Raw genomic sequence first — 21048 nt, 5'->3', positions numbered from 1 at the left:
GGGCGCAGGCGCAGGTTCTTCTCGCCTGGACCCTCCCCAACGTTCTTTTGCCCCAACGGCCTTCTCGCCCCTCATGATAGGCCGCCCGCCGGACGCAAATCCGACGGGCGGCGAAGCTGCGGAGGGGGCGGGAAAGAAGGCCTAGTCCTGGTCCTCCTGGATGCTCTGGAGCGTGGCCATGAGGGCCGGGATGACCTGCTTCTTGCGGCTCACGACGCCCGGGAGCTTGGCCATGTTGCCCTCGATCTTGGCGTCGAACGCGCGTGCGACGATGTCCGCGGCGCCCTCGCCGGCCCACATGATCTCGCTCGAGGAGGTCTTGACGTCGGTGAACAGGTAGAACACCAGCGGCAGCTCCTCGGCGGCCGCGGCCTCGGCGAGGTAGGGCCCCACGAGGTCCTCCGCTGCGTGGCGGCTGTTCTCAGTCATGTAGCTGCCCTGGCCCACGCCGAACTTGACGTTGCCGCGGCTGAACACCTTGAAGTCCTGGTGGAAGACCTCCTCGGCCGTGCGGCCGGTGAGGTCGGCGCCGGCCTCGAACATGGCGTCGGCGTAGCTCTGGATGTCCTCGCCGCAGATGCGCGCGAGGTCCTCGGCGGCGTCGCGGTCCACCTGCGTGCAGGTGGGCGAGCGGAACGCAAGCGTGTCGGAGAGGATGGCGGAGAGCATGAGGCCGGCGATGTCGCGCGGGATCTCCACGCCGTTCTCGCGGTACATCATGTGGACGATCGTGCAGGTGCAGCCCACCGGCATGTTGCGGAAGTAGGCGGGGCTGGCCGTCTCGATGGAGCCGATGCGGTGGTGGTCGATGATCTCCATGATCTCGGCCTGCTCGAGGCCCTCGACGGACTGCGAGCGCTCGTTGTGGTCAACGAGGATGACGTGCTTCTTCTTGGCAGTGAGCAGGCTCGGGGAGCTGATGAGGCCCACGTACTTGCCCTCCTCGTCGATGACGGGGAAGAAGCGGTGGCGGCTCTTGGCCATCATCTTGCGGGCGTCGTCGATGGCGGTGTTGACGCTCACCTTGAGGATGCCCTCGGAGAGCATCTTGGCGCGCACCGGGATGGACATGGAGATGAGGCGCGCGGCGGCGTAGGTGTCGTAGGGGGTGGCGATGATGGAGCAGCCGTGGCCCTTGGCGGACTCCACCACGAGGTCGGAGACGTGGGCGCTGCAGCAGATGACCAGGCAGCTGGCCCCGCACTCGACGGCGAACTGCTGGGTCTCGTAACGGTTGGTCACCAGCACGATGTCGCCGGGCTTGACGGAGTCCTCCATCATCTCCGGCGTGGTGCCCACGCAGACGTTGCCGCCGGTCACGCGGCCCGTGGGGTCGCCGAGGATCATCTCGCCGTTCAGCGTGTCGACGATGTTGGCGTAGCAGGTGGCCGACTCCCCGACCACGCCCACGTCAAAGACGTCCATGTTGGCGTTGGCGATGTCCTTGACCGCGATGAGGCCCTCGAGGTTGCGCTCCTCGTCGGTGATGCAGAGGGTGTCGGCCTTGGTGTCGCGCATGAGGTTCCATGCGGAGAAGAGGCTCATCTCGCCGTCGATGCCGCCCTGGCGCTGGATCTCGGTGTCCTTGACCTGCGGCGTCACGGAGGTGATGAGCTCCGGCTCCTCGAAGCCGAAGTGCTTCAGCACGAAGGCGGTCTCGCGGTTGATGGTGCCGGCGCGGCGCGGCTCGTAGATCGTGGTGTGCTCGACCTCGTTCTTGAGGTGGGCGTACGCGATGGCCGAGCAGATGCTGTCGGTGTCCGGGTGGAGGTGGCCGATGACGTTGACCTTGCGAATTCCCTGAGGCATGGGGTGCTCCTTGCGTTGCTTTGGCCCTGGGGGCCGGTGGTACTTCTCGTCTGATTGTGCCACGCATGCAGCGGCTTTCAGGCACGGCTTCGACGAAAGGCAACTTTCGTGCAGGCCGTGTGAACGTGCCGGCGAGAAGAACGGCGTCGGCGTGAGCCCCTCCTGTAAGATGGGCTCGTCAATCCGGGCGCCGGCATGCACCCGCGCGCCGCCAAGCCCCGCACAGAGAGGCGAGAAACCCCATGGCAGAGTTCGTCTACATGTTCAACCGGGCCCGCAAGGCCGTGCACGACAAGGTCATCCTGGACGACGTCACGGTGGGCGTCTACCCCGGCGCCAAGATCGGCGTGGTGGGCCCCAACGGTGCGGGCAAGTCCACGCTGCTCAAGGTCATGGCCGGCCTCGAGGACGTCTCCAACGGCGAGGCGCGTCTCAGCCCCGGCTACACGGTGGGCATCCTCCAGCAGGAGCCGCCGCTCGACGAGGACAAGACCGTCCGCGAGAACATCGAGCAGGCCTTCGGCGACGTCCTGGCCAAGATCGAGCGCTTCAACGAGGTGAGCGCCGCGATGGCGGACCCGGACGCGGACTTCGACGCCCTCATGGCCGAGATGGGCCAGCTCCAGGACGAGATCGACGCCGCCAACGGCTGGGACCTGGACTCTCAGCTCTCGCAGGCCATGGACGCCCTGCAGTGCCCGGACCCGGACGCGCCCGTCTCCATCCTCTCCGGCGGCGAGCGCCGTCGCGTGGCCCTGTGCCGCCTGCTGCTTGAGGCGCCCGACCTGCTGCTTTTGGACGAGCCCACCAACCACCTGGACGCCGAGAGCGTGCTCTGGCTGGAGCAGTTCCTCCATCGCTACCCCGGCGCCGTCATGGCCGTCACGCACGACCGCTACTTCCTCGATGACGTGGCCGAGTGGATCTGCGAGGTCGACCGCGGCCAGCTCTACCCCTACGAGGGCAACTACTCCACCTACCTGGAGAAGAAGGCCGCGCGCCTGGAGGCCCAGAGCCAGCAGGACGCGCGCCGCGCCAAGAAGATGAAGGCCGAGCTCGCGTGGGTGCGTTCGAGCCCCAAGGCCCGCCAGGCCAAGAACCGCGCGCGCCTGGAGCGCTACGAGCAGATGGAGGCCGAGGCCCGCGCCAGCAAGCGCGTGGACTTCACCGACATTCACATCCCAGTGGGCCCGCGCCTGGGCGCCAAGGTGCTCGAGGCCGAGCACCTCTGCAAGAGCTTCGGCGACCGCGTGCTCATCGACGACCTCTCCTTCAGCCTGCCGCGCAACGGCATCGTGGGCGTGATCGGCCCCAACGGCGTGGGCAAGTCCACTCTCTTCAAGATGATCGTGGGCCAGGAGGAGCCCACGTCCGGCACGCTCTCGGTGGGGGAGACCGTCAAGCTCTCCTACGTTGACCAGATGCGCGAGGGCATCGACGCGGACAAGACCCTCTGGGAGGTCGTCTCCGACGGCAACGACTACATCCGCGTGGGCGAGACCGAGATTCCGAGCCGCGCCTACGTGGCGGCCTTCGGTTTCAAGGGTGGGGACCAGCAGAAGCGCGCGGGCGTGCTCTCCGGCGGCGAGCGCAACCGCCTGAACCTGGCGCTCACGCTCAAGCAGGGCGGAAACCTCCTGCTGCTGGACGAGCCCACCAACGACCTCGACGTGGAGACGCTCGAGAGCCTGGAGGAGGCGCTCGAGGAGTTCCCGGGCTGCTCTGTGGTGATCTCCCACGACCGCTGGTTCCTCGACCGCGTGGCCACCCACATTCTGGCCTGGGAGGGCGACGACGAGAACCCCGGCCGCTGGTACTGGTTCGAAGGCAACTTCGAGGCCTACCAGGCCGACCGCGAGAAGCGCCTCGGCGCGGAGGCCTCGCGCCCGCACCGTCTGCACCGCAAGCTCACGCGCGACTAGGCCTGCGCGGCCCTTGGCGCTCCTCTGGCGCGCCTGCGGCGTGTGGCGTGCCTGTGACGTGCGGCGTGCCGTTCATGCAACCTCGCGCGAAGTCACGCTCTGGCGGCTTGGAGCGTGACTTTGAGCGAGTTGTCGGCTGCGAGCTCGTTCGAAGTCACGCTTTGCCAAGAGAAAACGTGACTTTGAACGAGGTTCTTCTCGCCGGCTCGCGCGAAGTCACGCTCTGAGGTCAGGAAACGTGACATTGAGTGAGTTGCTGATTGTGAGCTCGCTTGAAGTCACGCTTCCGTGGCAGAAAGCGTGACCTTGAACGAGCTGTCGATCGCCGACTCGCTTGAAGTCACGCTTTCGCGGCAAGTAACGTGACTTCGCACGAGGCCAAGCCTGGCGAGTTGCGTCGTCTCGCACGAGCTGCGTCGTCTCGCAACGAACTCGACATCTGGCGAGCACAAAACGTTCACAAGACGTTAGAATGAGGGCACCCGAGAAGGGCACTCACCTGTGAGGACGGCGCGCCGCGCCATGACGATAGGAGAGAAGCCAGCATGCACGGAGAAGACATCAGGACCCGCAAGGCAGTCATCATCGGCGCGGGCCGCGTGGGCAGCCACGTGGCGCTCTGCCTCATGTTCCAGCACCTCGTCAACGAGATCGTCTTTCTCGACGTCAGCCAGGAGGCCGCGCGCGCCCAGGCGCTCGACCTCGACGACCTGGCCTCCGGCCTCGGCGACTCGTTCACCATCCGCGTGGGCGACTACTCGGACTGCAAGGACGCCCACTTCGTGATCCTCACCGCCGGCCGCAGCCGCCGCCCCGGCGAGACGCGCCTCCAGATGCTCGACGGCACCATCAAGGTGCTCGACGGCATCATCGGGCCGCTCAAGGAATCCGGCTTCCACGGCATCCTCATCAGCGTCTCCAACCCGGCCGACATCGTGGTCGAGTACCTCTATCGCAAGCTCGACCTGCCGCGCAACCAGGTCTTTGGCACCGGCACCGCACTCGACTCCGCGCGCCTGCGCCGCGTCCTCTCCGAGACCATCGACGTGGGCAGCCGCCAGATCCAGGCGTTCTGCATGGGCGAGCACGGCGACTCCATGTTCATCCCCACTTCGCGCATCTCCGTGGAGGGCATCGGCCTGCGCGAGTACCTCTCGCTGCGTGACGACGTGGTGGACTCCATCGACTTCGATGACGTCATGCGCCGCGTCCGCGAGTCCGGCGCCGCGATCATCGCCGGCAAGGGCTGCACCGAGTTCGGCATCGCCTCGATCGTGGCCACGCTCGTGACCGCGATTCTGCACAACGAGAAGCGCGTGGTGCCGCTCTCCGCCCACCTCGACGGCGAGTATGGCGAGTCCGGCATCTCCGCCGGCGTGCCGTGCATCATCGGCGACACGGGCGTCGACGCCGTCCTGGAGATCGACCTCTCCTACGACGAGCGTCGCGCGATGCGCAAGTCCTGCTCGATTATTCGCGACTACTGCGAGAAGGCCCTTCCCGCCGAGTAGCGGCTCGCACGAACGCCCGGGCCCGTCGCGCGCAAGCTGGCGCGGCGGGCCCGTTTTTTCTGCCACGTGGGGCGGCTGCTCCGTGCCAGCTGCCCCCTTGCCGGCCGCCCAGCGCCGGCCGTCCCGCAAACCGTCCCGTACCCTTGCACAAGCGCAACCAAAGTCTTGGGGGGGGGGTTCTCCCTGTGTAGAATGGGGCGCGCATCGCAGGCCTGACGACAGGAGACCCATGATTCGGATCGACCACGTGAGCAAGTCCTACGACGGCGGCGCCACCCTCGCGGTGCGCGACCTCAGCCTCGAGATCAAGAACGGAGAGATCTTCGGCCTGCTCGGCCCCAACGGGGCGGGCAAGTCCACGCTGCTCAATATGCTTGCCGGCGTGCTCGCACCCACCTCGGGCACCATCGAGCTCGAGGGCGTGGACGTGGCGCGCGACCCCCTCGCGGCAAAGCGCAACCTCTGCTACGTGGGCGACTCGCCCGACCACCTGCTGCGCCTCAAGGGCCACGAGTTCCTGCGCTTCATCGCGGACGTCTACGAGGTCCCCGCCGAGGTGCGCGGGCCGCGCATCGCCGAGCTCGCGCGCGAGTACGGCATGGAGGGGGAGCTCGACAACCAGATTCAGTCCTACTCCCACGGCATGCGCCAGAAGATGATGATCATGGGCGCCCTGCTGCCCGACCCGGCCGTCTGGATCCTCGACGAGCCGATGACCGGCCTCGACCCCAAGGCGTCCTGGCTGCTCAAGCAGTCCATGCGCCGCCACGCGGACTCCGGCAAGACGGTGCTCTTCTCCACCCACGTCCTCGACGTGGCCGAGAAGGTCGTGGACCGCGTGGGCGTGATCGCCCACGGCGAGCTGCTCTTCGTGGGCACGGTCGACGAGCTGCGCGAGCACTTCCGCGCCAACGCGTCGCTCGAGGAGATGTTCCTCGAGCTCACCTCAGACAACTCCCCGTTTGCCTCGGCTTCCGAGCGGGGCGGCGGGCAGGACGGCGCCGGGCAGGACGGCGCTGGCGAGAAGAACGACGCTGCCGAGAAGAACGACGCTGGCGAGAAGCGCGACGCCGCCGGCGCGCCCGAGCCGCCGGAGGTGCGCTAGATGACGGCCATGGTAGGCCAGGCGTTCTCCTGGCGTCAGTTCCGCGTGATGCTGCGCGTGATTCGCAAGGGCGAGCAGCACTCCGACAACACCGGCATGGGCCTCGGCGGCGACGACGCGACCACGCCCCGCGGCCTTGCCGGCAGGGTGGGCGGCGGCCTGCGCCGTGTCGCGATGGCCTTCCTGTTCCTGATCCTTGCTGCGGTGTTCTTCGTGATGGGCCTCGGGATGGGGGCGGTGGGCGTCCAGCCGTACGTCGCGCAGAGCCTCTCGGTTGTCTGTCTGGTCTCGCTCACGGTGCTGACGGGCCTCTACCAGGCGGTGAACGTCCTCTACTTCGTCCGCGACCTCGGCTACTATCTGACGCTTCCCATCTCGGCCACGACGATCATGTGGGCCAAGCTCGTGCACTTCCTGGCCCTCTCCGTGCTCGGTGACCTCATCCTCGCGCCGATTCCCCTCGGGTGCCTCCTTGCGTGGGGCGCGCCCTGGCCGGCGTGGGTCCTCTCCGTGGTGGCCTACGTGCTCTGTGCTGTCGCCGTGAACCTGGCCCTGGTGATCGTGTGCGTGCCCATCATGCGCTTCTCGCGCCTCGCGCACGACAAGGACCGCTTCTCGCGCGTCTTCGGGGCGCTCATCGTGGTCCTTGCGCTGGCCGTCGGCCTGGGCAGCCAGTTCGCGCTGCGCGGCGACGGCCTCGTGAGCCTGGCTGCCGGCGCCGACGAGCTGCTCTCCGGGGGCGTCCCGACGGTCGTGATGGGCGTGCTCTGCCCGCCGACCCTCTTCATGCGCCAGCTGCTCGAGGGAGACGCGCTTGGCGCGACGGTCGGCCTCGTCCTGATGGTCGCGTCGGTGGCGCTCTACGCGGCCGTGCTCTCCGCGCTCGCCCGCCGCTGGTACTTCGAGGGCGTCCAGGCGCTCCAGGGCGCCGGCTCCAAGCGCGGCCGGCGCGTGGAGGGCGCCGAGCTCGCCCGCGCCACCTCCGTACGCGGACAGCTGGCGGCCAACCTCAGCCGCGACTGGAAGACGATGGTGCGCGTGCCGGTGTTCTTCAACCAGTTCGTCCTGAGCTCGCTGCTCATGCCGCTCTACTTCGTGGTCATCGCGGTGGCCAGCTCTGTCCTCGCCCTCTCCGAGGTGGAGCAGGCCGGCATCTCGCTGCCCCTGCTCCTTGAGATGGTGCGCGGCGTCACGGCCACGTTCACGCCCGGAAGCGCCGCGCTCCTGTGGTGCGCCGTCGGCGTGCTCGGATTCTCGCTGCTGCTGGGCTTCTCGTCGTACTCCTTCACGATGGGCGTGAGCCGCGACGGGAGCGACTTCTTCTTCCTGCGCGCGCTGCCCATGGACTGGGGCGCCTACCTGCTTGCCAAGTTCGTCTCGCCGTATCTGCTCTCCACGGTCCCGATGCTCGTGCTCGTGGTGGCGGCGCTTGTGGTGCTGGGGGTACCGGCCGTCTCGGGGACCTGCCTCGTGCTGGTCTACCTGGGTGCAACGGCGGCGCTCGGGCTGCTCTCCCTGGGCGTCGGCGCGCTCTTCCCCCGGCTCGACTGGGAGAGCGAGGCGCAGCTCGTCAAGGGCGGTGCCGCCACGCTCATCGTGTTCGCGGGCCTCATCGTGGGCGTGGTGTCGATGGCGCTTCCCGCCCTGGCGCTGCTCGCTGGCTGCCTGTGGGGCGCGCTCGACCCCCTGCTCGCCCTCGTCCTGGCGCTGGCCCTCTTTGCCCTGGAGTGCGCCGGGCTCGTGTGGTGGCTCCTCGGCCCCTGCGCCCGCCACCTCTCCCGGCTCGAGCGCTAGGCTCGGCGAACGGCGCAGGCCGTCCCCGTAGGGTACGTACACCCGTCCCGAGGGTACGTACACCGCCGCAACCCCAGCGTCCTTCTCGCCACCTCGATTACCTGCGGAAACGTCGGGCGGCCCGGCGAGAAGGACGGCGGGGAGTGTACGTACCCTAAAGCGGGGTGTACGTACCCTGCGGAGGCTCGAGCGCCGGCGGTACCGCGCCCCGCGTTCCGCCCGCCCTTAGCGCGGCACGCGGTCGTGGTTGACGGGCTCGTAGAACAGCCGCGCCACCTCGGCGGGGTCGCGGGTCTGGCCGAGGACCCACATCGTCTTGGCCACGAGCGCCTCGGTGGTCATGTCGTCGCCCCGCAGGATGCCCTCCTTGTTGGCGTAGGCGCGCCCGACCTCGTAGATGCCGAGGTCGAGCCCCTCCTCGGGGACCTGCGTGGTCACCACGAGCGTGCGGCCGGACCCCACCCAGTCAAAAATCGCGCGCTGGAAGGCGCCGTCGTAGTCGGGGATGCCGCCGATCCCGAAGGTCTCCAGGATCACCGCGTCGTAGGCGTCGCGCAGGAGCCCGAAGATCTCCGGGCCGAGCTCGGGGGTGAGCTTGAGCACGATGACGCGCTCGTCCAGGGAGTCGAAGAAGCGCGGGGGCCGCCCGTCCTTCTCGCCGGCGCCGACCGTGCCTGCCGGGCGGACCACGCGGTCCCCGCGCAGGTAGGCGAGCGACGGGTAGTTCATGCTGGTGAACGCATTGAAGCTCATGGTGCGCTGCTTGCGGGCGCGGGTGCCGCAGATGACCTTGCCTCCAAAGACCACGGAGACGTCGCGGGAGGCGTCGTCGCAGGCGTAGAGGACGCTCTGGTAGAGGTTGAGCTTGGCGTCGGTGAAGGGGTTGGCCATCGGCTGCTGGGAGCCGGTGAGCACGATGGGCTTCTCGCTGTCCTGCACCAGGTAGGAGAGGGCGGCGGCGGTGTAGGCCATCGTGTCGGTGCCGTGCAGGACGACGAAGCCGTCGTGGTCGTCATAGGACGTGCGCACCACGTGGGCCACGCGCAGCCAGTCGTCCGGGCGCATGTTGGTGCTGTCGATGTTCATCGGCTGAACGAAGTCCAGCTCGCAGAGGGTGTCAAGCAGCGGGACCTGCCGTGCGAGCTCGCGGCCGGTCATGGTGGGGGCAAGGCCGGAGCCGTCCTCGGTCGAGGCGATGGTGCCGCCGGTGGCGATCATCAGGATGCGCTTCATGCGCGGAGGCCCCCCTCGTCGCTCACGCCCTCCCCGCCCAGCAGGAAGCGGTGGATGGCCTCCGCGACGCCGTCGTGGTCGTTGTCGGCCACCTGCACGGCCGCGACGGCGCGGGCGTTTTCGTTGGCGTTGCCCATGGCCACCCCAAGGCCGACCTCGCGCAGCATGGGGAGGTCGTTGTCGGAGTCGCCCACGGCGACGGTCGCCTCGCGCGGGATGCCGAGCAGCTCGGCGAGGGCCAGGACCCCCGAGCCCTTGTTGACGCCGATGGGGGAGAGCTCGAGGCTCGCCTCGTCCATGTAGGCGAGCTCCAGGGGCGCGCCGGCAAGCCTCTCGTACACGCGGTCGCGCGCCTCGGGGGAACCGAAGTGCAGGTTGAACTTCTGGACGGGGAACGCCGGGTCATGCAGGCGCTCGGAAAAGTCGGCGCACGGCGTTCCCATGGAGCCGTAGAGGGTCTGGTAGATGCCCATGAAGTAGTGTGGCATGCGCTCGACCATGTCCGAGGCGAAGAAGAAGCCCGTGCCGGAGAACGCCTCGCTGAGGTAGTCCTCGCCGGAGCAGGCGGCAAGTGCCGTCTCGAGCAGCGCGTGGTCGAGCGTGGACTCCCTGAGCAGGCGCTGCTCCTGGAAGTCGTAGATGGCGGAGCCGCTGCCGCAGATGGCATAGCGAACCTGGGGGAAGGCCGCGCGGTCCATCTTTATCATCTCCGGGCAGCGGCCCGAGCTGATGGCCACGACCTTGCCCGCCGCCACGGCCTCGTCGATGGCCGCGGTCGAGGAGGGCAGCACGCGCTTCTTGCTGTCGAGAAGCGTGCCGTCCATGTCAAGTGCGATGAGCTGGTATTCCATGCGTTTCCTCCACGCCTCTCGTTATCGGTGGTAGTAGCCGTGGCGCTCGTACTTGGGCTCGCAGCAGACGTTGATGCCGAGGTTGCGGTAGGTGCTCTTGTCTGCCTCCGAGATGATGACCGAGAAGTAGGCGTCGCAGCCGGCGAGGGCGTCGAGGGAGTCGACCGTGCGGCCCGCCTCGGGGTTTGTGGCCGAGGAGAGCGAGAGCGCGATGAGCATCTCGTCGGAGTGCAGGCGCGGGTTCTGGCTGCGCAGGTGCTGGGTCTTGAGGCGGCAGATCGGCTCGAGGGCCTCCTCGCTCACCACGTAGGTCCCCTTGTCGATGCCTGCCACGCGCTTGGCCGCGTTGAGCAGGAGCGACGCGGCGGCACCCATGAGCTCGGAGGTCTTTCCGGTCACGAGCGAGCCGTCGGGAAGCACCATCGCCGCCGCGGGCTCCCCGGTGGCCTCCTCCTTCTCCAGGGCGGCGCGGTGCGCGGGCGAGAGGTCGGGCGTGACCTCCACCTGGCTCATGAGCAGCTCGATCTTGGCGAGCGCCTCGGCGCCCTCGCCGGTGCGGCGCAGCTCCTCGGCCTGGGCGAACCAGCGGCGCACGATCTCGTTTCTTGCCGCGTCGCGGCAGACCTCGTCGTCGGAGATGCACAGCCCCACCATGTTGACGCCCATGTCGGTGGGGGACTGGTAGGGGCTCTCCCCGGCGATCCGCTCCATCATGGCCTTGAGCACGGGGAAGGTCTCCACGTCGCGGTTGTAGTTGACGGTGACCTCGCCGTAGGCCTCGAGGTGCCACGGGTCGATGACGTTGCGGTCGTCGAGGTCGGCCGTGGCCGCCTCGTAGGCCACGTTCACGGGGTGCCTGAGCGGCAGGTTCCACACCGGGAACGTCTCGTACTTGGCGTAGCCGGCCGCCACACCGCGCTTGTGCTCGTGGTAGAGCTGGCTGAGGCAGGTCGCGAGCTTGCCCGAGCCCGGGCCCGGCGCCGTCACCACCACGAGCGGTCGGCTCGTCTCGATGTAGTCGTTCCTCCCGAAGCCCTCGTCGGAGACGACGTGGCTCACGTCGGAGGGGTACCCGTCGATGAGGTAGTGGCGCCAGAAGCGCACGCCCATGGCCTCCAGGCGCCGGCAGAACGCCTCGGCGTGCGGCTGGCCGGTGTAGTGCGTGACGCAGACGCCGCCCACGAGGAGCCCGCGTGCGCGGAAGGCGTCCATCAGGCGAAGCGCGTCCTCCTCGTAGGTGATGCCGATGTCCGAGCGCCGCTTGGCGTTCTCGATGTTGTCAGCGTTGATGACGATGATGGCCTCGACGTCGTCGGCCAGGCTCTCGAGCATGGAGATCTTGGCGTCCGGCGCAAAGCCCGGCAGCACGCGGCTCGCGTGGTAGTCGTCAAAGAGCTTGCCGCCGAACTCCAGGTAGAGCTTGCCGCCAAACTGCCCGATGCGCTCCCGGATGCGCTCGGCCTGCAGCGAGATGTACGTGTCGTTGTCGAACCCGATGCGCATGGCGCAGTCCTTTCCGTGCCGTGACGTAGGCTGAAAGCGTACCACGCGCGGCGTCCTGGCCCCGTCCACAACCTGCCCCCTCCACGACGCTGCCCCGTCCCTGCGCATCCGGCGAGAAGAACCTCGGGGAGCGACTCCGGCGGGGAGCGGCTGCGGCAGGTTCTTCTCGCCGTGCGGGGCGTGGCAGTGGGGTTCCTCTGGCCGGGTGCGGGGCAAAGCGTTTCGGTCTCGTATCTCCCTTACGCAGGGAATACACGGGCCGAGGGCAGAAGCGATATGATGGCTGATGCATGTTCGGGGAAGAGAACCTAGGAAGGACCTTGGGGGATCAAATGGACAAGAAGAACGTCGTGTGCTCGAGCGCCATTCTGGGCAGGGAGATGCACGTCAACGTGTACGGCAAGAAGGGGCTGCCCGTCGTGATGTTCCCGACGCTGGCCGCCTCGCCGGAGAGCGTCGAGGAGGCGGGCGTCATCGACGAGCTCGCCGACTACCTTGACGGCGCCATCCAGATCTTCGTCACCGAGACCATCGACGCCGAGTCCTGGGCCTCCGACGCCGACCCCGCCGAGCGCGCCCAGCGCCAGGAGACCTTCTACCACTACGTGGTCGACGAGCTCGTCCCGCTGGTCCACCAGGTGAGCAAGTCCGATGCCCGCCCGCTGGCGCTCGGTGCCGACATGGGCGCCACCCACGCCGCCATCGTGGCGCTGCGCCGCCCGGACCTCTTCCAGGGCTGCGTGTGCCTGTCCGGCAGCTACGACGCGCGCCGCTACTTCGGCGACTGGATGGACGCCACCCTCTACGACAACACCCCCTGCGCCTTCCTGCCGCAGATGCCGCTCGACCACCCCTACGTGGCCGTCTACCGCCAGCGCCAGCTGCTCTTCTGCACCGGCCAGGAGGCCTCCGAGGCCGACAGCCTGCGCTCCACGCGTGAGATCGGCGCCGACCTCGACCGCCTGGGCGTCGACAACTGGTGCGACTACTGGGGAGCTGACGTGACGCACACCTGGTACTGGTGGAAGAAGCAGCTGCGCTACTTCATGCCGATCGTGCTCGCGGACGTCGAGAAGACCACCGCGGCCGAGAAGCCGGCCAAGAAGCGCGCCACGCGCAAGAAGGCTACGACGACCAAGGCCGCCGCGACGAAGACGACGAAGGCCGCTGCCGAGAAGGACGAGAAGGTCGCTGAGAAGCCGGCGGCTAAGGCTGCCGCGACGAAGGCCGCTGCCTCGAAGGCTGCCGAGAAGGACGAGAAGGCCGCCCCGGCTCCGAAGACCGCTGCCAAGAAGGCGACGGCTGCCAAGCCCGCCGCCCCGAAGGCCGCGCCGGCCAAGAAGGCCCCGGCCGCCAAGGCCGAGAAGCCGGCCGCCGCGCCTGCGACCATCGCCAAGGCCGAGAAGCCCGCGGCGCCGGCCAAGGCCGTGAAGGCGTCCGTCCCCGCCAAGGCCGAGAAGCCGGCCGCCCCGGCAAAGGCGACCATGGCCGCCGCGCCTGCCAAGGCCGCCGAGAAGCCTGCCGCCAAGGCCACGACCAAGGCCGCGCCTGCCAAGCCCGCTGCCAAGGCTGCGACGGCCGAGCCCGAGGCCAAGCCCGCCGCCAAGAAGCCGGCCGCCAAGAAGGCCGCTGCCAAGCCGGCTGCGGCCGCCGAGCCCGTCGCCAAGAAGGCCGCCGCTAAGCCCGCCGCCTCGGCGCCCAAGACTTCGGCCCCCAAGACCGCAAAGGGCGGCACGAGCGCCAAGAAGTAACGCGGGCACATGAACGTCATCTTTGTCTCACCGCAGTTCCCCGACGTCTACTGGCAGTTCTGCGCGGCCCTACGCCGCAACGGAGCGCATGCCCTGGGCGTCGGGGACACGCCGTGGGACGCCCTTCCCGGCCGTGTGCGGGACTCGCTCGACGAGTACTACTGGGTCCATGACCTCTCCGACTACGACCAGGTCTACCGGGCCGTCGCGTACTTCTCGTACCGCTGGGGCAAGCCGGACTGGATCGAGTCGAACAACGAGCACTGGCTCGCCCAGGACGCCCGCCTGCGCGAGGACTTCAACCTCGCGCACGGCCCGCGCCCGGACGAGATTGCGCGCTGGCAGAGCAAGGCGGCCCAGAAGCCGCTCTACGCCGCGGCCGGCGTGCCCGCGCCGCGCCAGACCCGTCTCACCACCTTTGACGAGACGCGCTGGTTCATCGGCGAGATGGGCCACTTCCCGGTCTTCGCCAAGCCCGAGGTGGGCGTCGGCGCCGGGGGCACGCGGCTGCTCCGGACCGACGACGACCTGCGCGACCTTCTCGCCGTGCACGGTCCCGAGGGGGAAGAGCCCGTCCCCTACGTCATCGAGCAGTACGTGGAGGGGGACATCTGCTCCTGGGACGCGATCCTGGACAGCCACGGGGAGCCCCTCTTTGAGAACCAGGAGGAGTTCCCGCCGTCGATGGCCGACGTGGTGCACGAGGGGCTCGACCTGACGTACCGCTCCTGCCCCACGGTCGACCCGGCGCTCTCCCGCGCCGGGCGCGCCTGCGCGCGGGCCTTCGGCCTTACGAGCCGCTTCGTGCACATGGAGTTCTTCCGCCTGGCGCACGACCGCGCGGGCCTCGGGAGCGCCGGCGACTACGTGGGCCTGGAGGTCAACGTGCGCCCGCCCGGCGGGACCTCGCCCGAGATGATGAACTACGCGCACGCCACCAACGTGTACCAGATCTGGGCCGACATGGTCTGCTTTGACGAGAACCGCCAGGAGCCGGGCGGGACGGACGCCTTCTGCGTCTACGCCGCCCGCCGGGACGCACACCGATACGCGCACGGCCACGATGAGGTGATGGCGCGCTGGGGCACCAAGATCGTCGCCTGCGGGCGCGTGCCGGACGCGCTCTCGGACGACATGGGAAACTATCAGTACACGGCTCGCCTGCTCACGCAGGCCGAGGCCGACGAGTTCGTGGCGTTTGTCCACCAGAGGGAGCGTGAGCGCGATGCAGATCAGGAGGGCGCGCGAGAAGGACCTGGCGGGAGTGGACCGTCTGCTGGGGCAGGTGCTTGAGGTCCACGCCGCGGGGCGCCCCGACCTCTTCCGCAGCGGCACGCGCAAGTACACCGACGAGGAGCTTCTTGGCATCTTTGCCGACGACGAGCGCCCGGTCTTCGTGGCCGTCGACGAGGCCGACGGCGACCGCGTGCTCGGCCACGCCTTCTGCGAGCTGCAGGACCTTCGCGCGAGCAACAACATGCAGCCGATCCTGAGCCTCTACATCGACGACATCTGCGTCGACGAGGCGTGCCGCCACCAGGGCGTCGCCACTGCGCTCTACCGCCACGTGCTCGGGTACGCGCGCGAGATCGGCTGCCACAACGTGACGCTCAACGTCTGGGAGTGCAACCCCGGCGCCCGCGCCTTCTACGACGCGATGGGTATGAGCGTGCAGAAGACCTGCCTCGAGCAGGTGCTCTAGGGGTAGCACGGGACAAGCCCCACGCCCCGGCCGGCGAGAAGTGCGGCGTGGTGGCAACGTCGCGCCGGCAACGATGCGCTGGCAACGCCACGCCGGCCTAGGTCTCCTCGATCCAGGTCTCGCCCGCACGGTCGGTGAGGCAGACCACGTCGCCGACGAGCGGGCAGGAGCGCGTGCGGACCACCTGCGCGGGGTTGCCCACGACGGTGACGTGGGGCGGGACGTCGCGTACCACCACGGACCCGGCGCCGACGCGCGCGCCGTCGCCCACGGTGATGGCGCCGAGCACGATGGAGCCGGCGCCCACCATGACGTCGTTTCCGAGCGTGGGATGGCGCTTGCCGCCGTGCTTGCCGGTCATGCCCAGAGTGACGCCCTGGTAGATCAGGCAGTCGTCTCCGATGATCGCGGTGCCGCCGATGACGACGCCGATGCCGTGGTCGATCACGAAGCGCCGGCCGATCGTGGCCGCCGGATGGATGTCCGCGCCGAATTTGATGCGCGTGCGCTTGGCGAGCCAGAGCGCCAGCGTGCGGTGGCCGTGCTGGTAGAGCCAGTGCTGGCGGCGATACGCGCGCACGATCCGGGCGCCCACCGAGAAGCGCATGATGTCGGAGACGGAGTCGGCCGAGGGATCGCGCCGGAAGGCGGCCTCGGCGTCCTCGCGCATGAGCTGGCGCAGGGTGGGAGCGTCCGTGGCACCGCCGGATGCGGCCCTCCGCGTGGCGCCAGCTGTGTCGCGGGGCGCGTCTGCCGCGGCCGCGACGCCGCCCGCCGTGCCGCCGCCCGCCGTGGCGATCGCCGCCTGCATGTTCTTCTCGCCAGCCATCAGGCGTCCATGGAGAGGTAGCGCTCGCCGGTGTCCGGCAGCACGGCGACGACGGTCTTTCCGGCAAGCTCCGGTCGCGCCGCCAGCGCAAGCGCGGCAGCCACCGCGGCCCCGGACGAGATGCCCACGAGCAGACCCAGCTCATGCCCGAGCCGACGCTTGACCGCGATGGCGTCCACCGAGGTCACGGGCATGATCTCGTCCACCACGGAGCGGTCGAAGTTGCCAGGGACGAAGTTGGCGCCGATGCCCTGGATGGCGTGCGGTCCCGCCGCGCCGCCTGCGAGCACCTGGGACTCCGCGGGCTCCACCGCCACGGCCAGCAGCTCCGGGCGACGCTCCTTGAGGTAACGCGCGCAGCCGGTGATGGTGCCGCCCGTGCCCACGCCCGCCACGATGGCGTCCACGCTGCCCTCGGTGTCCGCCCAGATCTCAGGGCCCGTGGTCTCGTAGTGGGCGCGCGGGTTGGCGGGGTTGTCGAACTGTCCGGCGATAATCGAGTTGGGCGTCGTGGCGGCGAGCTCCTCGGCCCGCGCCACCGCGCCGGCCATGCCCTCCGCGCCCGGCGTGAGCTCAACCTGCGCGCCATAGGCCTCGGCGAGCCGGCGGCGCTCCACGCTCATGGTGTCGGGCATCGTGAGGATGAGGCGGTAGCCGCGCGCCGCGGCGACCATGGCGAGGCCCACGCCGGTGTTTCCGCTGGTGGGCTCGATGATGGTGCCGCCCGGGGCGAGCCGGCCGGCGCGCTCGGCGTCGTCGACCATCGCGCGGGCCACGCGGTCCTTGGCGGACCCGCCGGGGTTGGCCGACTCCAGCTTGCCGAGCACGGTGGCATCGGAGCCCCCGGTCAGACGGGTCAGGTCAACGAGCGGCGTCGAGCCGATGAGCGCCTCAACGGTACGTGCTACGCGCATGGTCCCCTCCTTTGTCTGAGTGGCCCTAGCGTCTCACGTATAAACCCACCTCACAAGTAGGAATTACGGAGCGGAAACATTGGCGCGGGTGCGGGGCTCGCGCTGAGTCACGTTCTTCTCGCCAAAAGCGTGACTTTGCGCGAGGTGGTGGACGATGACTCGCTCATAGTCACGCTTCAAGCGACGAAAACGTGACAAAGCGCGAGGCAACAAGCGGCGGCTCGCTGAAAGTCACGTTCCAGGCGATGAAAGCGTGACAAAGCGCGAGCCGGGGTGCAGCAACTCGTTCAAAGTCACGTTTCAAGTAGTGGAGGTGTGACTTCGCGCGAGGTGGTAAGTGACAACTCGCTCATAGTCACGCTTCAAACAGCAAAAGCGTGACAAAGCGCGAACTACGACAGCGCACAGGCGAGAAGAACGTCCGGCAGCGCGCCCGACGCTAGTACAGCGGGAGGTCGCCGGTCAGCGGGTCGATCTTCTCGGCGGGGAGCGGCTCGAAGGCGAGGCAGGTGTAGGTGGGCTCGCCGTGGAACTCCGTGCGGCCGGCGTCGCGCACAAGCGCCACGGCAAAGCCGAGCTCGCGGCCGCGCTCGGCGAGGTCGAGCAGCTCCTCCTCGGAGTCCACGTAGACGCAGACCTTGGCCACGCCGGCGTCGAACCAGTCGGTGAGCGGGGTGGAGTCGCCCTCGGCGTGCTCGATCCAGGCCCAGCCGTCCGCGGCGCGCAGCGCGTCCCCGCGGCCCTCGCGCACGATGGCCATGAGCGTGGCCTCCACGCACGCGTGGCCGGCCTGCGCGGCGATCTTGCCCTTGCGCATCTTGAGGTCGCGGCGCATGACGATCATCTGCTTGGACTTGTAACTGCCGGGCATGTGGGCTCCTTCCGGGGGCCGGGACGGGTCGTGCGGGATTGGTCGGACGACGTGGGCTGCGCGGGCGGGGACGCAAAAACGCCCGTCCGCCGCGCGGTGAAGACGCCCGCCCGCCGCGCGCCGCCTACTGCTTCGACGAAACGTAGCTCTCGTCGATCGTGATCTTGCAGATGCAGCGCGGGTAGCGCTCGCATACGAGCTCGGAGACGCGGCGGCGCAGCTCGTCGTTGCCCATCGCGAGGTCGTGCGGGCGCACGCAGTCAAAGATCACGTTGGTGTGCGTGGGGCCGGGCACCGTGCGCAGGTCGTGGATCGTCAGGCGCTCGTCGATCTGCTTCACGGCCTGGTTGATCCAATTGCGCATGTCGTTGACCTTGGGGTCGTCGGTGACGATGGGATCGTAGTGCAGGGTGACGATGAGACCGTCCTTCTCCTTGAAGTCCTGCTCGATGTTGTCGATGAGGTCGTGGCTCTCCATGGGGTCGGCCTCGGCGGCCATCTCCACGTGGGCGCTTGCAAACTGGCGGCCGGGGCCGTAGTCGTGCACCATGAGGTCGTGCGTGCCGAGCACGCCGGGGTAGCTCATGATCTTGGAGCGGATGTGGTCCACGAGCTCGGGGCTCGGCGCCTGGCCCAGAAGCGGGCTCACGGTGTCGTGCACGAGCCCCACGCCGCTCCAGATGATGAACGCGCCCACGGCCGTGCCTGCCCAGCCGTCCAGGTCAAGGTGCGTGAGGCTGGAGAAGATCGTGCAGAGCAGGACGGCGGTGGTGGCGATGACGTCGTTGCGCGAGTCGATCGAGGTGGCCTGCAGCGTGTCGGAGGAGATGCGGCGCCCCAGCGAGCGGTTGAAGGCGGACATCCACAGCTTCACCAGGATGGACAGGACCAGCACCACCACGAGGGCGGCGGAGAACTCGACCGGCTCGGGCGCGAGGATCTTCTGGATGGAGGACCAGGTCAGGTTGAGGCCGATGGCCAGCACGAGCGCGGCCACCACGAGCCCGGCCAGGTACTCGAAGCGGCCGTGGCCGTAGGGGTGGTTGGCGTCCGCGGGGCGGCTCGCCAGCTTGAACCCCAGCAGGCTCACGATGTTGCTCGCCGCGTCGGAGAGGTTGTTCACGGCGTCGGCCACAATTGAGACCGAGCCGGCCAGAAGCCCCACTGCGCCCTTTGCCGCACACAGCACGACGTTGCAGACGATGCAGGTGATGCTGGCCACGAGGCCGTAGCGCGTGCGCACGGCAGGGTCCGTCACCTCGTCCGCACGTGGCACGAACGTCCTTACGATCCACTCTGTCATCTTGGAGCCTCCCTCAACGCAAAACGTCAGAAGTATATACCCCTCCTGACGCGCGTGACGCGGCTGCTCAGAAAGCACGCGAGCCCCTGCGGGCAGCGGCCGCGTGCCGGACGCTCGGGGCAACGCTGCCTACGTGACGGGCCCGTGTGCGGCGGTCCCGCCTCGTGGCCCGCCCCTATGCGAGGCGCAGGGCTCGCAGGACCGGCACCCGCACCACCCGGTCGGCGAGAAGGACCACGGCGAGAAGGGCCACGCTTGCCGCCGCGCCCGCGCCAAGCGCCCCGGCGGCGCCCGCCGCCTGGCCCGCCGCGGTCATGAGCTGCTCGGCGGCGGGGTGCCAGACCTGAGAGAACATGGACTGCGCCACGTAGAAGCCCAGGATCGAGGGCGTGAGCCAGCAGGCGAGGGCCGCCGCGCGCGGGTGTCCGCCCGTCGCCGGGCGCGCCGCCACGGCGAGCGAGCACACGGCGAGCGCAAACGAGAGCAGCGATGTGGACTTGAAGGAGAGCGCGTCCATCAGGGCGAGGTTGCCGGAAAGCGCCGCCGCGCCCTCGGCAAGCAGGGCGAGCGCCCCGCAGACGCCGAGCAGGAGGAGCGGGCGGGGGAGGCCCTTCTCGGCAAGCGCGCCGCCGGCGAGAAAGGCGACGAGGTAGCTCACGGCGCTCATGAGCTTGCGCCACTCGAGTAGCCCGCGTTCTTCGCCGCCGGGGGAGACAAAGGCGATGTAGGCGTTGACCGCAAAGACCACGACGACGAGCGCCGCCACAACGGCGCGCGGGCGGCTCACGCGTGCCCAGACCCAGCCGATGACGGGCGTCACCACCACGACGGCGAGGTAGACCCAGATGAACTGCAGGCCGCCGACGAGCCAGCCGGTGCGGTTGAGCCCCACCGACTCGATGGGCAGCACCCACGCGTCCACGGCCAGGGCCACAAGCGCATAGAGGGCCACGGTGGCGAGGATGGGCAGCGCGCGCCGGACGGTGGCGTGCGCCTGGTCGCGCCAGTAGGTGGCGTCGTGGGCGCGGGCGGCGGCGCGAGGCACGAGGAAGAAGCCGGATATGAGGAAGAAGACGTGGTTGCCGTAGGCGCCGAGCAGGCTCACGCAGCTGAGGGCGAGAAGCGCCGGGGCGCCGGGGGCCCAGGCGCCGGACGTGGCGGCGGCAAAGGGGTCCTGAAAGGTGTGGAAGACCGCGATGCCGACGATGGCGACGAGACGCAGGGCCTCGATGCGGGGGTTGCGCGCGGCGTGTCGACGCGGGGGCTGGGCCGTCTGCCCTGCCTCGCGCGCGGCGGGCCCGGGGGTGCTGGGTACGGGGTTGCTCATGCGGTCCTCTCGTCGGGCGCGGCGCTCCGCGCGCCGCTGGCCTCCAAGTATAGACCGCCTGCGAACCTTCCACGAATCTTCCGAGGCGGGGCCATCACCGTACTTCTGCAGGTGAGGCAGGTTGTTTCGAGGGCGGGGGCGTCTGGGCGGGCGCCTTCGCCGTCATCGGGGACCGTAGAATCCTGGGCACGGGAGGGCTCGCTTCGGTGCCGGGGGACGGGGCGCGATGGGGGACGTGGAGTGGACGAGCGCGGCCTGCGCGGTGGCGGAGGTCGCCTGCCTCGTGGTTCTTGTCGCCGCGCTTGTGGTGGCGGCTGCGACGGACGTGGCACGGCGCGTGGTGCCCAACGGCTGCGTGGCCGCGGTCGCGGCTGCCGGCGCGGTGCGCGCGGCACTGGGCGCGGCGGCAGGCGGCGGGCTCGCCGTGGCGGGGGAGGCGGCGCTCGGCGCGGCGGTGGTCCTTGTCGTGATGCTTGCGGCGGCGTGGGCGTCGGCCCGGCGGAGCGGCGAGCCGGGCGTCGGCGGCGGGGACGTCAAGCTGCTTGCGGCCCTCGGCGTCTGGGCGGGGCCGGCTGGCGGGCTGGCCGTGGTGGCGCTGTCGTGCGCGCTGGGCGTCCTTGGGT

17 protein-coding genes are annotated in these 21048 nt (G+C 69.2%); 8 read left to right on the top strand and 9 right to left on the bottom strand.

Translation table 11 applies throughout. The annotated features are described in order from the left end of the window. Positions 1-141: 141 nt before the first annotated feature. A complete protein-coding gene (locus H9X80_RS06355; RefSeq protein ID WP_204793509.1) occupies positions 142-1809 on the bottom strand; it encodes a putative manganese-dependent inorganic diphosphatase in 1668 nt (555 codons plus the stop codon). Positions 1810-2051: 242 nt separating this feature from the next. Here H9X80_RS06355 and ettA point away from each other — a divergent pair, with 242 nt between their 5' ends. The 4 genes from ettA to H9X80_RS06335 all read left to right on the top strand — a co-directional run bounded on the left by ettA (position 2052) and on the right by H9X80_RS06335 (position 8141). Next, the gene (gene ettA / locus H9X80_RS06350; RefSeq protein WP_204793508.1) at positions 2052-3731 is read left to right on the top strand and encodes an energy-dependent translational throttle protein EttA; all 1680 of its coding nucleotides are present in this window, start codon (positions 2052-2054) and stop codon (positions 3729-3731) included. 545 nt (positions 3732-4276) lie between these two features. Next, positions 4277-5242, top strand: a complete 966-nt coding sequence (locus tag H9X80_RS06345; protein WP_204793507.1) for an L-lactate dehydrogenase — start codon at positions 4277-4279, stop codon at positions 5240-5242. Between the two features lie 229 nt (positions 5243-5471). After that, on the top strand, positions 5472-6347 hold the full coding sequence (locus H9X80_RS06340; protein ID WP_204793506.1) for an ABC transporter ATP-binding protein: 876 nt from the start codon (positions 5472-5474) through the stop codon (positions 6345-6347). Further along, positions 6348-8141, top strand: coding sequence for a hypothetical protein (locus H9X80_RS06335; RefSeq protein ID WP_204793505.1), 1794 nt, complete (start codon positions 6348-6350; stop codon positions 8139-8141). A 225-nt stretch (positions 8142-8366) separates the two neighbouring features. On the opposite strand, the gene H9X80_RS06330 is transcribed toward H9X80_RS06335, so the two are convergent. From H9X80_RS06330 to H9X80_RS06320, 3 genes are read right to left on the bottom strand one after another with little or no spacing between them, the layout of a single operon-like run. Continuing rightward, positions 8367-9374, bottom strand: a complete 1008-nt coding sequence (locus H9X80_RS06330) for an asparaginase (protein ID WP_204793504.1) — start codon at positions 9372-9374, stop codon at positions 8367-8369. Further along, positions 9371-10225, bottom strand: a complete 855-nt coding sequence (locus H9X80_RS06325) for a Cof-type HAD-IIB family hydrolase (RefSeq protein ID WP_204793503.1) — start codon at positions 10223-10225, stop codon at positions 9371-9373. Before H9X80_RS06325 ends, H9X80_RS06330 begins: the two co-directional genes overlap by 4 nt. A gap of 21 nt (positions 10226-10246) precedes the next feature. After that, entirely contained in the window at positions 10247-11728 is a 1482-nt protein-coding gene (locus H9X80_RS06320; RefSeq protein WP_204793502.1) for a DUF1846 domain-containing protein, read from the bottom strand. A gap of 332 nt (positions 11729-12060) precedes the next feature. Here H9X80_RS06320 and H9X80_RS06315 point away from each other — a divergent pair, with 332 nt between their 5' ends. The 3 genes from H9X80_RS06315 to H9X80_RS06305 are packed head-to-tail and all read left to right on the top strand — an operon-like array spanning position 12061 to position 15181. Further along, on the top strand, positions 12061-13479 hold the full coding sequence (locus H9X80_RS06315) for an alpha/beta hydrolase-fold protein (RefSeq protein ID WP_204793501.1): 1419 nt from the start codon (positions 12061-12063) through the stop codon (positions 13477-13479). A 9-nt stretch (positions 13480-13488) separates the two neighbouring features. Beyond that, positions 13489-14772, top strand: a complete 1284-nt coding sequence (locus tag H9X80_RS06310; RefSeq protein ID WP_204793500.1) for an ATP-grasp domain-containing protein — start codon at positions 13489-13491, stop codon at positions 14770-14772. Next, positions 14705-15181 (top strand): GNAT family N-acetyltransferase, encoded by a 477-nt coding sequence (locus H9X80_RS06305; protein WP_204793499.1) that lies wholly within the window; start codon positions 14705-14707, stop codon positions 15179-15181. Before H9X80_RS06310 ends, H9X80_RS06305 begins: the two co-directional genes overlap by 68 nt. Positions 15182-15278: 97 nt before the next feature. Here the strand turns inward: H9X80_RS06305 and epsC are convergent, their stop codons facing one another. The 5 genes from epsC to H9X80_RS06280 form a co-directional block, all read right to left on the bottom strand. Further along, entirely contained in the window at positions 15279-16010 is a 732-nt protein-coding gene (epsC, locus tag H9X80_RS06300; protein WP_239471723.1) for a serine O-acetyltransferase EpsC, read from the bottom strand. Further along, positions 16010-16924: a cysteine synthase A gene (gene cysK, locus H9X80_RS06295; RefSeq protein ID WP_204793498.1), complete on the bottom strand. Its 915-nt coding sequence runs from the start codon at positions 16922-16924 to the stop codon at positions 16010-16012. Before cysK ends, epsC begins: the two co-directional genes overlap by 1 nt. 439 nt (positions 16925-17363) lie before the next feature. Next, positions 17364-17795 carry an aminoacyl-tRNA hydrolase gene (gene pth2 / locus H9X80_RS06290; protein ID WP_204793497.1) on the bottom strand — a complete coding sequence of 144 codons (432 nt, stop codon included), beginning with the start codon at positions 17793-17795 and terminating at the stop codon, positions 17364-17366. Between the two features lie 124 nt (positions 17796-17919). Beyond that, complete coding sequence (locus H9X80_RS06285; RefSeq protein ID WP_204793496.1) at positions 17920-19098, bottom strand: cation diffusion facilitator family transporter; 1179 nt, start codon at positions 19096-19098, stop codon at positions 17920-17922. A 175-nt stretch (positions 19099-19273) separates the two neighbouring features. Further along, on the bottom strand, positions 19274-20425 hold the full coding sequence (locus tag H9X80_RS06280) for an acyltransferase family protein (protein ID WP_204793495.1): 1152 nt from the start codon (positions 20423-20425) through the stop codon (positions 19274-19276). A gap of 226 nt (positions 20426-20651) precedes the next feature. Here H9X80_RS06280 and H9X80_RS06275 point away from each other — a divergent pair. After that, positions 20652-21048: prepilin peptidase (locus tag H9X80_RS06275; protein ID WP_204793494.1), on the top strand; the 397-nt coding region annotated here is incomplete at its 3' end.

This window comes from Olsenella profusa (assembly GCF_016900315.1).
Classification (GTDB): Bacteria; Actinomycetota; Coriobacteriia; order Coriobacteriales; family Atopobiaceae; genus Thermophilibacter; species Thermophilibacter profusus_A.
This window is presented reverse-complemented; position numbering and strand designations above follow the sequence as displayed.